Origin of the sequence: Myxococcus llanfairpwllgwyngyllgogerychwyrndrobwllllantysiliogogogochensis (assembly GCF_006636215.1) — a bacterium.
Taxonomy (GTDB): Bacteria; Myxococcota; Myxococcia; order Myxococcales; family Myxococcaceae; genus Myxococcus; species Myxococcus llanfairpwllgwyngyllgogerychwyrndrobwllllantysiliogogogochensis.
The window spans coordinates 68,783-82,132 of record NZ_VIFM01000002.1 but is presented as its reverse complement, the minus strand read 5'-3'; the positions used below and the strand labels follow the sequence as shown (position 1 = coordinate 82,132).

The following is a 13,350-nucleotide window of genomic DNA, read 5'->3' as shown; positions in this document are numbered from 1 at the left end:
ATGGAAATCCGCGCCGACGAGATCAGCAGAATCATCCGGGAGCAGATCAAGGACTACGGCAAGAAGGTCACCGTCGCGGAGACGGGCACCGTGCTGTCCGTGGGTGACGGTATCGCGCGCATCTACGGGCTCGAGGGCGTGCAGGCCGGTGAGCTGGTGGAGTTCACCAACGGCGTGAAGGGCCTCGTGCTGAACCTCGAGGAGGACAACGTCGGCGTCGCCATCATGGGTGACTTCCAGGCCATCCGCGAGGGTGACGTCGTCAAGCGAACCCAGCAGATCGCCTCCGTGCCGGTGGGCAAGGGCCTGCTGGGCCGCGTGGTGGACCCGCTCGGCCTCCCCCTGGACGGCAAGGGCCCCATCGAGGCCACCGAGACGCGCCGCCTGGAAGTGAAGGCGCCCGGCATCGTGAAGCGCAAGAGCGTGCACGAGCCCCTGCAGACGGGCATCAAGGCGCTGGACGCGCTGGTGCCGGTGGGTCGTGGTCAGCGCGAGCTCATCATCGGTGACCGCCAGACGGGCAAGACGGCCGTCGCCATCGACACCATCATCAACCAGAAGGGCCTGAACGTTTACTGCATCTACGTGGCCATCGGCCAGAAGCAGTCGACGGTCGCCCAGGTCGTGGAGAAGCTCAACCGCTTCGGCGCCATGGAGTTCACCACGGTGGTCGCGGCGAACGCCTCCGACCCGGCCCCGATGCAGTTCTTCGCGCCGTACGCGGGCGTGGCCATCGGCGAGTACTTCCGCGACAACAAGATGCACGCCCTCATCATCTACGACGACCTGTCCAAGCAGGCCGTGGCGTACCGCCAGCTGTCGCTGCTGCTGCGCCGCCCCCCGGGTCGTGAGGCGTACCCCGGCGACGTGTTCTACGTGCACAGCCGCCTGCTGGAGCGCGCCGCCAAGCTGTCCGACGAAGAGGGCGCGGGCTCGCTCACGGCGCTGCCGATCATCGAGACGCAGGCCGGCGACGTGTCCGCCTACATCCCGACGAACGTCATCTCCATCACCGACGGTCAGATCTTCCTCGAGACGGACCTGTTCTTCGCCGGCGTCCGCCCGGCCATCAACGTCGGTCTGTCGGTGTCCCGCGTCGGTTCCGCCGCGCAGATCAAGGCCATGAAGCAGGTGGCCGGCACCATGAAGCTGGAGCTCGCGCAGTACCGCGAGCTGGCCGCCTTCTCCCAGTTCGGCTCGGACCTCGACAAGGCCACGCAGGAGACGCTGGCCCGCGGCGCCCGCATGGTGGAGCTGCTCAAGCAGGGCCAGTACGAGCCGCTGCCCGTCGAGCGTCAGGTCATGCAGATCTACGCCGCCACCAACCGCGACGACCCCAAGAAGCGCGGCTGGATTCGCGAGATTCCCGTCGCGGACGTGGTGCGCTGGATGCGTGAGTTCCTGGACTTCACGGACGGCAAGTACCCGACCATCTCGAAGGACATCGCCTCCAAGCGCGAGCTCACCAACGACATCAAGGCCTCGCTGAACAAGGCCATCGTGGAGTTCAACGACGTCTTCCAGCCCACCCCGGGCGCGAAGGTCTAAGACTCTCCGGCCGCCAAGGCCCGTCGCACCGAGCCCCGCGCTCCCTTCCCTGGGACGCGGGGCTTCGTGTTTCTGGCGTGTGCCCGGGCTCCTGGAGCTTCGGCTACCGCTTCGCGCCGTCGGCGGGCTTCACCTCGCGCTCCACGGTGCCAACGGACTCGCCCGTCCACTCCGGGTCCACGGGGATGATGAGGTAGCCCTCCTGGGCCGTGGGTGGGGGGCGTTGGTGGAGGGGTGGCGGCTCGTCGCTCGAGGCCACGCGGGCGGGCACGTCCGTCCAGGCGACGAAGCGGGCCTCGTACTCCCGCACGCGCTGGCCGCCGGCCACCTTGCGCTCCAAGGGGCGCGGCAGCAGCACCGCATCCGCGCCCATCAAACAGGCGGTCTCCTGGAGCAGCTCCTTGCGGCCCTGCGCGCCCAGGTACTCGTTGCCCGTCACCGCCAGGGTGCCGAGCTCGGCATAGGGGCGCGGGGGCTCGCGCTCCTCGAAGACCTCGAACGCGCAGCCGGGCTCCCTCGCCGGACGCTGGACGCTGACGGAGTGCGCCTCCAGCGCCACCTGTGCCGAGGTCGCGCAGGCGGACATGCAGGCGGCGAGGACGCACGACGACAGCGAGCGGCTGACGGACATGGCGGGCTCCGATGAAAGGGCGCGGCGGACGACAGTCTCGTCAACGCCGCGCCTCTCGGGAGCATATCGGCGGGTGGCCGCGTCAGCGCAGGCGAGGCAGGAGCGCGAGCAGGCTCTTGTCCACGCCACCGCGAGCGCCCAGCGCCTCGATGGCCTTCAGCTCGTATGGCAGCACGTTGTCACGGGCGACGAGCTGCACGTGCGCGCCCAGGGCGGCCGGCAGCGCCAGGTCCAGCTCGTAGATGTCGCCAGCCACCAGCGTGTCCTCGGGCCGCGTGCCCGTGGTGTCCCAGATGCGCTTGAGGGCCTCGAAGTAGCGGCCCCGGCGCAGGTAGACGGGCCGGCGCAGCACGCCGTCCAGCGTCTGCGTCTCCGGCAGCGCGTCGAAGCGCGCGTCGGACACGTCTGGTGGGTCCAACAGGAACTTGCGCGCGTCGCCGGAGACCTTCAGCCGCTCGCGGCCCTTGGGCGCCAGGGTGTCCAGCTTCTTCTCCACCAGCTCCGTGTGCGCGTTCGTGACGACAGTCACGGGCAGGCCCGTGGCGAGCAGCGCCTCCAGCACCTCCTTCGCCTCCGGCTTGAAGGCCGTGGCCGAGTGCACATAGGACTCGCGATACATCGTCTGCACGGCCTCGGAGCGCGTCACCTCGTCGGTGCCCACGGAGAGCCGCTGGAAGATGCGGTGCGCCGCCGTCGTGGCCGTCAGGTACGGGTCCGCCGTCGCGGGTGCCACCACCTTGCCGCCCAGGTTCCACCCCAGGAGGTCGGCGCCCGCTCGCAGCGCCGCGACTTCCTCCTCCCAGGCCTGCTCCACCCCCTGCCCCAGTGCGCGGACCAGTCCGTCACGAAAGTGTTTCAAGAAGGGCGCGCTCTCCGTCGCCACGTCCGTGAAGGTCCCGTCGAAGTCCAGCACCACGCAAGCAATCGCCATCAGCCCACCGACTCCCGAAGTTGGAGGAAAAGGGGCCGGATGACGCCCCGGCCCGGGTTCCGAATCAAGCCTGTGACATCATTTCGGCCCTGTAAACTTGAGGCCGCCCTGTAAATCCCGAGTGGCAGGGCCGTCGCCTTGAGTCCTACAGCGGGTGGCTCGCTAGCCTTGGGCGGGCATGGAAGCGACGCGGCGAAACGAGGCGGCGCTGTGGCGCCGGGCGTGGCTGCCCTGGGGCTTGCTCGCCGGAGTGTGCGTGCTCTGCGGGTCGGCGGCCTGGGCGAGCTCTCGCTCGGTGTCCGCGCTGGCGGAGCGCGGGGCGCAACTGGAGCGCGAGGCGGCCGAGTCCGAGGCCCGCGTGGCCGAGCTGCAGGCGCTGCGCGAGGCCATGGCCCGACGACTGCGCGTGCTGGAGCAGCAACACCAGAGCGCGCGGGCGGAGGTGCTGACCGCGGCGGCGGCCTGCTCCCTGGCGCCACCCGAGGCACCCCAGAGCCAGGGCCGCTCGGAGCCGCGACGCTCGGGCTCCGCGAAGGGAAAGAAGAGCGCGCGCCGCTGACGGGAGCGCGCTCCGACGTGGCCTCCCTCCGCGAGGCCTCTCGCGCCGAGGGCGTGCGCCTCAGCCCAGTCAGGTGCCCGATGTGACGGCCCCCCGCGAGGTCTCTCGCGCCTCAGCCCTGTGCCTCGGTCCAGGGAGCGCGCTTCGACGTGGCCGCCAGGTCCACACCTGCCCTCGCCGCTGTGGACCTGGGGGCAACAGGGCGCTGGGGCCGCGCGCGCAACCTCACGGAAATACTGCGAGGCGAGCGTCGGCCCGCCACGTGCTACCTCGCGACTCCGAGTCTCCTTTTCGCGCGAGGTCCCTTCCGCATGTCTTCCGTCATCCTCCGACTCCCCGCCCCCCTCCGCTCCGCGCTGGCCGCCCTCGTGTGCGTGGCCGCGCTGCTCCCGCTCTCCCGCGCGGAGGCCGAGCCGGGCATCCGCATCCTCAACTCGCTCTCCACCGCCGACCTGGCCTTCAACGCGCTCACCACCAACTCGGGCTCCATCGATGCGCTCACCTCACAGGCGCTGACCTCGCGCGCCTTCGCGGGTGACTGGCGCCTCAAGCACCAGCTCGAGGACCCGGCCGCGCGCAACGTCATGCACTACCTGGTCGAGTGCGCGCTGGCCCCGACCTCCAAGGTGGAGTGGAAGGACCGCCTGGGCAACGTGTACATCTTCGCCGGAGGCGCGGCCCTGTGTCCGGAGTGGGAGTTCACGGCGCCCAGCCCCCAGTGCCTGGGCTACGTGAGCGCGTGCCTGCTGTCGCGCAACAACGCCTACGGCCACACCGTGGAAATCTCCCTGCGCGGCGAGGACCCCCGGGACGACCTGCGCTTCAACCCCACCGGTGACACCAAGCAATGGCACCCCATGTTCCTGCCGTGCGACAAGGGCGGCTCCGGCCTGGGTGACGAGTGTGGCTGGGTGGGCGAGGGCGTGGGCGCCTGCACTCCGGGACTGGAGGTGACGGTGGCCGCCGGCGCGCCGAGGCCGGACACGTGCACCGGCCTGCTCGGCGCCAGCTCCGGCCACCGCGTGCTGCGCGTGTGTGAGAAGCCCTGGGGCTGCGAGGCCGGCGACGCCCTGGCCGCGGCCGAGAAGAACGACTGCGGCGGCGACGCCCCCAGCGCCACGTTCAAATGCCCCCGCGGCGGCAGGTACAGCATCATGTCCGCGCCCTTCAACCGCATGGAAGCGCCGGGCTCGTGGGTGAGGCCCGGCACCACGCACGGCCGCTACCCCGTCGCCTCCTTCGGCGCCTTTACCTTCCGCGAGGGCGCGTTCTTCGGGAACATCTTCGACTCGAAGGCCCTGTCCGTGGAGGTGAGCATCAACATGGACACCTACCTGCCCCAGCTCTCCAAGCCGAACTTCACCGGCTACCCGTACCAGAACGTCCATGCCTGCTTCGCCAAGGACTGGATTGCCGGAGACGTGCACCTGGCCTCGCGCATCTGCGCCAACACCACCATCGGCGACCACAACGCCTTCGGCTGCCTGGCCCGCACCGTGGGGCCCTGCGAGTTCGGCAGCGCCAGCCCCCAGGCTCCCCGCTGCGCCGTGGGCGATGGCTTCAAGGTCCAAGGCGACGGCGACTTCGAGGTCTGCTCCGACGATGACGGCGTCTTCCACCCCGAGCCCATCACCACCTACCTGAACAGCCCCTGCGACGCGCTGCCCGTGACGGACCGCAACACGTGCGGCAGCACCGAGTGCGACCTCAGCGTCTCGCCCCCCATGTGCAAGAAGGGCTGCGCGCCGCGCTCCGCCAGCGAATGCCTGGCCGTGGCCTGCGTGAAGAATCCCAAGCTCTGCGCCAAGCAGTAGCACCGCGCCACGGCGAGCCCGGGGGGTCGGCTTCCACCTCCCGGGCCCGGCACGACGGGCTCGCGAGGGAGGCTGCCCGTCCAGGGGGCCGGCGGCATCCCATACACCATGGGTGTATGAATAAAGCAGGCGGCCCGCCGTCCTGACTCGCGTTGCCTCGTTCCGGCCACCGCCGAGGAGCCCACAGTGTTCTCTTTCCGTTCCGTCCTGAGCGCCGTGCTTGCCCTGGGATTGCTGCTGGGCTCGACGCCGTCCGAGGCGCGCTTCGGCAAGCGTTCCCGTCCTTCGCAGAGCGACTCGAAGAAGGACGACGACAAGAACGACACGCACGAGGCCACGCCGGTGGGCCACTCGGACTCCGACGACGATGACGATGACGACAGGCCCCGGCGGCGGCGCAACAACTCGCGCCACGTCGCGTCGGACGTCGCGGACAGCATCGGCTTCCTCGCCTTCGTGTTCTCCGGCGGCAACCACCGGCTGATGGTGGTGGACGAGCCCCGGCACCGCGGTGAGCTGCGGCAGGAGCGTCACGCGGCGCCCCTGTCCTTCCGCGTGGGCTTCCAGGCCGGGCCCGTCAACAGCGGCGGCGCGGGCGACCTCTTCATCGGCCTGGAGGGCCGGCGCTTCGGCGTGGACGCGCGCATCACCGGCATCAGCGTGGACGCCGATGACGGCACGGACGCGTCGGACAGCATCACGCTGGTGGAGGCGCACCTCACCTGGGCGCTCGTCTCCCTGGAGCGCGTCCGGCTGCGCGTGGAGGCGGGTGTCAGCACCGCGAACGCGCCGGACATCTCCTTCGTGGGCCCCAGCCTGGGCATGTCCCTGGAGGCGTGCCTCGCGGGACCGCTCGACTTCGAGGCGCGCGCGCAGATGACGCCCTTCCCCTACCGCCAGGTGGACGCGAGCGCCGCGCTGGCGCTGCACCTGGGCGCGCTGGTGCTGCGCGGCGGCTACCGGGGCATGGTGCTGGACGACGCGGGCCACGTGGACGGGGTCGTCCACCGCGACGGCTTCCACGGCCCCTTCTTCGGCCTGGGCCTCACCTACTGATTCGTCGAGGCACCTCCGGCCTCGGTCCCGGGCAGTGCTCCTGGACCGTGGCCATCAGGTCCTTGAGCCGCACGGGCTTGCGCAAAAGCGCCACCACGTTCGCCGGACGGGGCCCCGGCTCCGCCGCCATGGCCACCACCCGCGACTGCTCGAAGCGCGCGTCCCGCTGCAGAGTCTCCAGCAACCCCAGGCCCTGCACTCGCGGCGTCTCCAGGTCCACCAACACCAGACACGGCACCTCCAGCGACACGAGCACGCGCAGGGCCTCCCGGCCATTGATGGCCATGGCCACGTCGTAGCCCTCGTCCTGAAGCGCTTCCGCCATCGCGCCCCGCAGGTCCGGGTCGTCTTCCACCAGGAGCACGGTCGGCTGCATCACCACATGGGTCACGATTGCCACCCTAGTGCCTCCGTAGCTCGCTGACACAGTTCACACCGCGAGGCCTTCGCCCACTGTCGAACCGTGAGCATCCGCCCGGTCCAGACAGGCAGATAGTCCCAGCTCCCCCGCGCGATGAGCCCAGGAGATGGGGCGGGGACGGCCGGGATGCACGGCGAGCGTCCGCCGGTGAATGGCGATTCCTCCCACGTGTCGTGCCGTGCGCACTCATTGGACGGTGCGCTGCCCAATGCCACACAAGCGCGATTGGCCAACGTCCGCCCACCCCGGGGGACCATGGCCGCGCGGGGCCGGCGGCCCTTGAATGTCGCTCCCCCGTCGTCCCCCGCCAGGAAGAGGAGTGGACCTTGCCCTCATCGAAGGCCGTGCTCGGCTCCGCGCTCACCGCCACCCTCCTGCTTGGCGGAGCCCCCGCCGAGGCCCGCTTCGGCAAGCGCTCCACGCCGTCATCGTCTGGAGGCACCACCCGCCCGGAGCGCGGCGCGGACCGCCCGGACGCCAGCCACGAGCGCCGCTCGCGTGAGCATCCCGCCACACCCGTCGGACAGGGCTCGAACGACGGGCGCCCCGCGCGCGAGCACCCCGCGACAGCCATTGGCAAGGAGCGTGACGCCCAGGACGACGCGCCCCGCAGGCGGCGGCGACGGGCCCGCGTCCCCGTGAGCGCCGCCGTCGTCGGAGTGGGCGCCGCGGGGGCCTCGGCTTCGCCCCGGCTGAACGCCACCACGCGCACGGAGCGCCGGCGCGACGAGCCCGTGCCGCTCCTGGTGCGCATGGGGGCGCAGGCGGACTGGCTCACCGGCGGCGGCGCCATGGGACTCTTCATGGCCATGGAGGGCCGGCGCATGGGGTTGGACACCCGCATCACCGGCCTGACGCTCCGGGCGGAGGACGGCTCCGACAAGGTGGACCGCATCACCCTCTTGAGCGCGCGGGTGACAGCGGCCCTGTGGGCCAGCGCCCGAGGGCGCGTGCGGGTCGAAGCGGGCCTGACGAGCGCCCACGCCCCCAGCGTCATCTTCGTGGGCCCCAGCTTCGGCGCGTCCGTGGAGGCCTGCATCGGCGCCTCACCGCTGGACGTGGAAGCGCGCGTGAATGCCACGCCCTTTCCCCACCGCCAGGTGGATGCGCAGGCGGGCATGGCCCTGCACCTGGGAGGCTTCAACCTGCGCGGCGGCTGGCGCGCGCTGTACCTCAACGACGCCGGACACGTGGACGGCGTCGAGCACGAAGAAGGCTTCGGCGGGCCGTACTTCGGCCTCGGGTTGACCTTCTAGTCCCCGGGCACCTCTCCACGGGCCGCGCGCACGCACGAGCGGCCCGTCATGCCCTGCTCACACGACGGGCCGGAGCCGCCCGATTGAGGGAGCCCCGGCCCTCCAGTTCTTACTCGTCCGGCGACGCGGCCATGGGAACCGAACCGCCCCCGCCGCCGATATCCGCCACCGTGGTGAGCCCCGAGGACGGCCGCTTGCCGGTGCCTCGGCGCTTGGGCGGCGGCGCCAGCTTCGGCTCCGAGCCGAACAGCCGCTCGTACGTCTCCGGCCCGTTGATGTTCACAATCACGCCCGGGTCCTTCAACGGCACCCGACGCACCTTCATGTTCTTCAGCACCACCTCCAGCTGGTCACCCTCCGCCGCCCGCAGCCGCTCCGCCGCGGCCCGCGACAACATCACCGGCCAGCCAGGTGCCCCCTCGAACTCCGGACGCAGCGCCTCCTCCGCTTCTCCCATCAACTTGAGCAAGGACTTCACCGTGGTGGCCCGGAGCGCTGGCATGTCCACCGGATGCAGGAGCACGACGTCCGCTCCGGCCTCCATCGCCGCGTCCAACCCCACCTTCACCGAGGCCATCTGGCTGTCCTTCCACTGCTCGGACTCCACCAGGTCCAGCCCCGGATGCTGCTCGCGCACGGCCTCAGCATCCTTCCCCACCACACCCAGCACCTGACAGCTCGCCTTGCCAAAGGTCGACGCCAGCGACTGAAGGAAGCTCTTGTCGCCTTCGTGCAGGATGAGCGCCTTGGGGTGGGCCATCCGCCGGGCCTCGCCCGATGCGAGGATGATCGCCACTGCCTTCATACCAAGCCTCCTCCGTCCCCCGGGGAATCGAGTGCCAGCTGGCCCGGGGCCACCGGGAACAGGCTGTGGCCTCCGCGGTGGTTTTTGAGCCCACCCCCCGGTGCTAGCCGTCAGACGGCCCCCAGTCACTTCGCGAGCCGTGTGAGAGGAGCGCGAGCACGCGCGAGCAGCGCCGGAAGAGGCACGGGCCGCCTGCTCGTTCGTACCACCCCGGAGGCTCGCCTCCCCTGCCCTCCGGCCACCTGCCCGCGAAAGACTCAATGCAGCCACCGGGGCGGCGGCGTGTGCAGCAGCAGCGCCGAGGCGGGCACGGACGCGGCGGTCTTTTCTTCCGTGCTCGCCAGCGCCTTGGCGGTCAGAATTTCAGCCAGCCGCGCGAGCGGCGCAAAGGAAGACAGCCGATGCAGCTCATGCTGGGACACCTCGCCCAACCACGCTCCGTCCCGGCCATCCACCACCGGCAGCGCGTGCGCCCCGTGACGGTGCATCACCTGAAGCGCCGAGAGGACGGTGTCCTCGGGGAAGAGCGTCACGGCATGGGCAACGAGCATCTCGAACTCGGGGCTGCGGCACATCGTCACGGAAGGCCTCCATAAAGCAGGCGTCAGGCGCCTCTGATCCACCCCTAAGCAAGGCCCTTGCCGGGCCCGGACGACTTCCGAAAGGCGACACACAACCTGGGACGGCCGGTGAGCGATAATCTCCAGGCAGCCCGCCACCCCCTCGACGCGTCCCGAAGTGGAGCCACCGCGATGAGCATCAAGTCCCTGCCGTCCTCCACACCGTCTGCCGCACCGCGTCGAACCCCGGAGCCCGTGCAGCCGCAGAAGGCGGAGGCCCCCAAGCCCAACCTGCTCGAGCGGATGGGCCAGGGCCTGCAGAACGTGGCGCGCGCGGCGAACCAGGTGGTGGACCGCTTCGAGGCGAAGCTGCCGGACCTGTCCAAGCTGGGCCTGCCCCAGCTCGCCGGCACCGGCGGCAAGCCCTGGGAGGGCATCACCCTCACCGGCAAGCCGCTTCAGATTCCGCTCAACAAGCTGCTGGACGTGGACCTGGGCGACCTTCGCAAGGTCCTTGAGCGCGTCCTGCCCCCCAAGATTGACGACAAGCAGGGCAAGCAGCTCGTCGAACAGACGAAGGGCTTCCGTGACGCGCTGGGTCAAGTGCGCTCGCTGTCGGCGCAGCTGGACATGCTGCCCTCCACGCATCCGCGCTACGCGCAGGTGAAGGCCGCGCTGGAGAAGGCGGAAGGGGCGCTGACGCAGCAGACGGGCTACACGAAGGCCACCGCGCCGCGCCCGGGCTCGCTCTGGTTGGATCCGCAGTTCCTGGCGAAGGAGCTGCCCAACGGACAGGTCCACGCCAGCCGCTTCCCCACGGGCACGCCGGTGACGAAGCCGCCCGCGGCGCTGGACATCGTCGCGGGGGGCGACGCGAAGAAGGCCGCCGAGTACACGGCCTCCGTCGCCCAGAACCGCGCCGAGGCGGGCATGCCGGTGCAGGGCGGCGAGCCCATGGGCGTGCACCTGAGCCTGGAGGGCGGTGGCGGCAAGGGCAAGCGCTACGCGGCGATGCTGACGGAGATGCGCGAGATGGGCGTGGTGCCGGTGAGCCTGACGGGCACGTCCGCGGGCTCCATCGCCGCCGCGTTCGCCGCCACGGGCGCCACGCCGAAGCAGGTGGAGGACGTGGCCAAGGACCCGCGCCTGGGCAAGCTGTATGACGCCGACCTGGACCTGAACGACGGCGGCCTGCTGGATGGCCAGGCCGCGTATGACCTCTTCGACCAGAAGCTGCGCGAGCTGACCGGAATCACGGACCGGCCCGTGACGTTCGCCGACCTCAAGATTCCCCTCCAGCTCGTCGCCGCCAAGGCCTACGACAGCGCCGTTCCCAACGGCGGCTTCAAGAGCGCGCAGGACCGCATCTTCGTCTTCAGCCAGGAGACGACGCCGGACACGCCCGTGGCGCTCGCCATGCGCGCCTCCATGGCCATCCCCGGCGTCTTCGAGCCGGTGCAGGTGGTGGACCCCGTCACCGGCCGGCAGATGCACCTGGTGGACGGTGGCACGCTGGACAACCTGCCCATGGGCTACAACAAGAACGACCTGCCGCAGATTGGCGCGTCGCTCCAGCCGCGCGGCGGCACGCACCCGTCCAACGGCACCGCCCAGCCCAAGCCCTTGCCCACCGGCCAGCTCGACACGGACGACGTGGTGTGGAACGGCTTCAACGGCCTGGCCCTGCTCAAGGACAACGCCACCGAGGCCCAGGACTGGCGCGACAAGGCGAAGCCCGGCGCCAACCAGTTCATGCTCAGCGTCCCCACGTGGAACCTGGACAACCCCAAGCAGGGCAACAGCATCCTGGGCTTCGGCTACGACAACAAGGTGGACCCCATCCTGGATGGACAGACGCGCGAAGTGACGCGCGACTTCCTGCGCGAGTTCATGGATGACATGAAGGTCCCCGGCTCGCGCGGCACCAACATGGTGACCCAGGTGCCCAAGGACTTGAAGTTCAGCGAGCCCGTCCAGATTTGGGGCGAGAAGTTCCAGGTGACGTACAACGGCGGAGACACCGTCGTCGCCACCGCCGCCAATGGCAAACGTCACGAAGTGCGGCTCGGCCAGAAACAGATTGAATCCATGTGGCTGGATGGCCAGGCGTTCAACGACTTCGGCGCGCAGCTGTCTCACTCGCTCAGCGACGTGCGCAGCGTGCGACCTTCCTGGTTCCCTTTCTGACACACCGTGTGGGGCTTGCGCCCCTGCTGCAAGGTTGAACCTCCAGATACCTTCACGCACCCGGGGCGCCTTGAGGCGCACCCGGGTGCCGTCGTTACGGTGGCTCGCATACATCCCCCTGGGAGGTCTTGATGCAAGCGGAGCGAGGGCGGGCCTGGGTGCCCTGGCTGGTGACGGTGCTGGTGGTGCTGCTGGCGGGCGGAGTGCTGTACCTGGCGCACCGAGGCTCGGCGCAGTCGCAGGCGCAAGCGGAAGAGGCGCGCAAGGCGGCGGACGAGGCCACGGCGCGCGCGCGTGACGCGGAGGCCGCGCGCAAGCAGGCGGAGGAGAAGCTCGCGGCGCTGGAGACGGAGCACGCGAAGCTGTCGTCGGAGAAGGAGCAGCTCAGCACGGAGAAGGAGCAGCTCTCCCAGACGGTGCAGGAGCAGGAGGCGGAGCTGGCCAAGCTCAAGGACACCTATGACGACCTCCAGGACAAGATGAAGTCGGAGATCGCCGAAGGCGCCATCAAGCTGTCCCAAGCCAAGGGCCGCATCCAGGTGGACCTGGTGGACAAGGTGCTCTTCGACTCCGGCGACGCGAGCATCAGCAAGCGCGGCCAGGAGGTCCTCAAGCGGCTGGGCGGCGTGCTCGCCAAGGTGGATGACAAGGCCATCCAGGTGTCGGGCCACACGGATGACTCGCCGCCGTCGCAGAAGCTGCAGGCCACCTTCCCCACCAACTGGGAGCTGTCCGTGGCGCGCGCCGTCAACGTGGTGCGCTTCCTGGAGGAGCATGGCGGGGTGCGCTCGCGCCGGATGATCGCCGCGGGCTACGGAGAGACGCGGCCGGTGTCGGCCAACGCCACCCCTCAGGGCCGCGCGCGCAACCGGCGCATCGAGGTGCTGCTGATTCCAGAGCTGCCCGCGAAGAAGGCCGCCCTGAAGACGGCCCGGGACAGCCGCTAGCTACTTCTTCTTCACCGACTCCAACAGCTTGCGGAAGGACTTCTCCGAGGCCGCCACCGTCTTCTCCGGGCCCGTCAGCTTGAAGAAGAGGGCGCCCTCGGGGCCTTCCACAATCGCGCCCAGCAGACGGAAGCCGGGCTTCGGCGTGGAGGGGCCCATCATCGGCCCGCCGCCCATGTACGTGCCCTTCACGTCCACGGTCGTCACCGGCATCCCGTTGAGCTTCTCCGTCTTCGTCTTCGCGACCTTGTCCACCGGCTTGCCCTCCGCCGTCTGGAACTGGCCCAGCCACCGCTTCACGTTGGCGTCCACCGCGCCGCCCTGCCCCTGCCCGAAGTAGAAGACCGCCAGCTCCCCGCCCTCCGTGTCCCCCTTCGCCGCCGGCAGCTTGTACGTCGCCGCGCGCATCGGCCGCTCGCCCTGCGCCGCCCACTCCGCCGGCGCCGTCCACGCCAGCCCTCCGGCCTCCTCCGCGGACGCCGCCATCGCCATGCACATCACCAGCACACTCAGCAGTCGGTTCATCCGCTCAGCGTACCGGTGATTGGCTCCAGCGCAGTGTGTCAAAGACAGTCTGTGCCACTCCCGCATACGCTGATGCATGAGTGACACAACGCGTCAAGTCCCGTCGCTTC

General features: G+C 70.1%; 13 protein-coding genes. 7 read left to right on the top strand and 6 right to left on the bottom strand.

All coding sequences use genetic code 11. The annotated features are described in order from the left end of the window. Positions 1-1,548 carry a F0F1 ATP synthase subunit alpha gene (atpA, locus tag FJV41_RS00825; protein ID WP_141640437.1) on the top strand — a complete coding sequence of 516 codons (1,548 nt, stop codon included), beginning with the start codon at positions 1-3 and terminating at the stop codon, positions 1,546-1,548. A 103-nt stretch (positions 1,549-1,651) separates the two neighbouring features. Here atpA and FJV41_RS00820 read toward each other — a convergent pair whose 3' ends face one another. Then, positions 1,652-2,179 carry a hypothetical protein gene (locus FJV41_RS00820; RefSeq protein WP_141640436.1) on the bottom strand — a complete coding sequence of 176 codons (528 nt, stop codon included), beginning with the start codon at positions 2,177-2,179 and terminating at the stop codon, positions 1,652-1,654. Between the two features lie 82 nt (positions 2,180-2,261). Then, complete coding sequence (locus FJV41_RS00815) at positions 2,262-3,110, bottom strand: HAD family hydrolase (protein ID WP_141640435.1); 849 nt, start codon at positions 3,108-3,110, stop codon at positions 2,262-2,264. A gap of 178 nt (positions 3,111-3,288) precedes the next feature. Between FJV41_RS00815 and FJV41_RS00810 the strand changes: the two genes are divergently transcribed. The 3 genes from FJV41_RS00810 to FJV41_RS00800 all read left to right on the top strand — a co-directional run bounded on the left by FJV41_RS00810 (position 3,289) and on the right by FJV41_RS00800 (position 6,539). Continuing rightward, the gene (locus tag FJV41_RS00810) at positions 3,289-3,669 is read left to right on the top strand and encodes a hypothetical protein (protein WP_141640434.1); all 381 of its coding nucleotides are present in this window, start codon (positions 3,289-3,291) and stop codon (positions 3,667-3,669) included. 311 nt (positions 3,670-3,980) lie between these two features. Continuing rightward, complete coding sequence (locus tag FJV41_RS00805) at positions 3,981-5,483, top strand: hypothetical protein (protein ID WP_141640433.1); 1,503 nt, start codon at positions 3,981-3,983, stop codon at positions 5,481-5,483. Positions 5,484-5,669: 186 nt separating this feature from the next. Beyond that, on the top strand, positions 5,670-6,539 hold the full coding sequence (locus FJV41_RS00800; RefSeq protein ID WP_141640432.1) for a hypothetical protein: 870 nt from the start codon (positions 5,670-5,672) through the stop codon (positions 6,537-6,539). On the opposite strand, the gene FJV41_RS00795 is transcribed toward FJV41_RS00800, so the two are convergent. Further along, entirely contained in the window at positions 6,529-6,939 is a 411-nt protein-coding gene (locus FJV41_RS00795; protein WP_141640431.1) for a response regulator, read from the bottom strand. The two genes, FJV41_RS00800 and FJV41_RS00795, sit on opposite strands and share 11 nt — an antisense overlap. A 347-nt stretch (positions 6,940-7,286) precedes the next feature. On the opposite strand from FJV41_RS00795, the gene FJV41_RS00790 reads away from it, so the two are divergent. After that, positions 7,287-8,216: a hypothetical protein gene (locus tag FJV41_RS00790; RefSeq protein ID WP_141640430.1), complete on the top strand. Its 930-nt coding sequence runs from the start codon at positions 7,287-7,289 to the stop codon at positions 8,214-8,216. A 109-nt stretch (positions 8,217-8,325) separates the two neighbouring features. Here the strand turns inward: FJV41_RS00790 and FJV41_RS00785 are convergent, their stop codons facing one another. After that, a complete protein-coding gene (locus FJV41_RS00785; RefSeq protein WP_141640429.1) occupies positions 8,326-9,021 on the bottom strand; it encodes a nucleotidyltransferase family protein in 696 nt (231 codons plus the stop codon). A 257-nt stretch (positions 9,022-9,278) separates the two neighbouring features. Next, positions 9,279-9,596: a CBS domain-containing protein gene (locus FJV41_RS00780; RefSeq protein ID WP_141640481.1), complete on the bottom strand. Its 318-nt coding sequence runs from the start codon at positions 9,594-9,596 to the stop codon at positions 9,279-9,281. A 177-nt stretch (positions 9,597-9,773) separates the two neighbouring features. On the opposite strand from FJV41_RS00780, the gene FJV41_RS00775 reads away from it, so the two are divergent. Together FJV41_RS00775 and FJV41_RS00770 are read left to right on the top strand one after the other, a co-directional pair. Next, positions 9,774-11,768, top strand: a complete 1,995-nt coding sequence (locus FJV41_RS00775; RefSeq protein ID WP_141640428.1) for a patatin-like phospholipase family protein — start codon at positions 9,774-9,776, stop codon at positions 11,766-11,768. Between the two features lie 131 nt (positions 11,769-11,899). Beyond that, positions 11,900-12,715 carry an OmpA/MotB family protein gene (locus FJV41_RS00770; protein WP_141640427.1) on the top strand — a complete coding sequence of 272 codons (816 nt, stop codon included), beginning with the start codon at positions 11,900-11,902 and terminating at the stop codon, positions 12,713-12,715. Here the strand turns inward: FJV41_RS00770 and FJV41_RS00765 are convergent, their stop codons facing one another. Then, positions 12,716-13,240: a hypothetical protein gene (locus FJV41_RS00765; RefSeq protein ID WP_174486563.1), complete on the bottom strand. Its 525-nt coding sequence runs from the start codon at positions 13,238-13,240 to the stop codon at positions 12,716-12,718. It lies immediately after the preceding gene. Positions 13,241-13,350: the final 110 nt, after the last annotated feature.

Bases quoted from the DNA above. Each gene is read 5' to 3' on its own strand.
- FJV41_RS00820 (WP_141640436.1), bottom strand. From the start codon at position 2,179: ATGTCCGTCAGCCGCTCGCTGTCGTCGTGCGTCCTCGCCGCCTGCATG.
- FJV41_RS00770 (WP_141640427.1), top strand. From the start codon at position 11,900: ATGCAAGCGGAGCGAGGGCGGGCCTGGGTGCCCTGGCTGGTGACGGTG.
- atpA (WP_141640437.1), top strand. From the start codon at position 1: ATGGAAATCCGCGCCGACGAGATCAGCAGAATCATCCGGGAGCAGATC.
- FJV41_RS00810 (WP_141640434.1), top strand. From the start codon at position 3,289: ATGGAAGCGACGCGGCGAAACGAGGCGGCGCTGTGGCGCCGGGCGTGG.
- FJV41_RS00765 (WP_174486563.1), bottom strand. From the start codon at position 13,240: ATGAACCGACTGCTGAGTGTGCTGGTGATGTGCATGGCGATGGCGGCG.
- FJV41_RS00775 (WP_141640428.1), top strand. From the start codon at position 9,774: ATGAGCATCAAGTCCCTGCCGTCCTCCACACCGTCTGCCGCACCGCGT.
- FJV41_RS00805 (WP_141640433.1), top strand. From the start codon at position 3,981: ATGTCTTCCGTCATCCTCCGACTCCCCGCCCCCCTCCGCTCCGCGCTG.
- FJV41_RS00785 (WP_141640429.1), bottom strand. From the start codon at position 9,021: ATGAAGGCAGTGGCGATCATCCTCGCATCGGGCGAGGCCCGGCGGATG.
- FJV41_RS00780 (WP_141640481.1), bottom strand. From the start codon at position 9,596: ATGTGCCGCAGCCCCGAGTTCGAGATGCTCGTTGCCCATGCCGTGACG.
- FJV41_RS00815 (WP_141640435.1), bottom strand. From the start codon at position 3,110: ATGGCGATTGCTTGCGTGGTGCTGGACTTCGACGGGACCTTCACGGAC.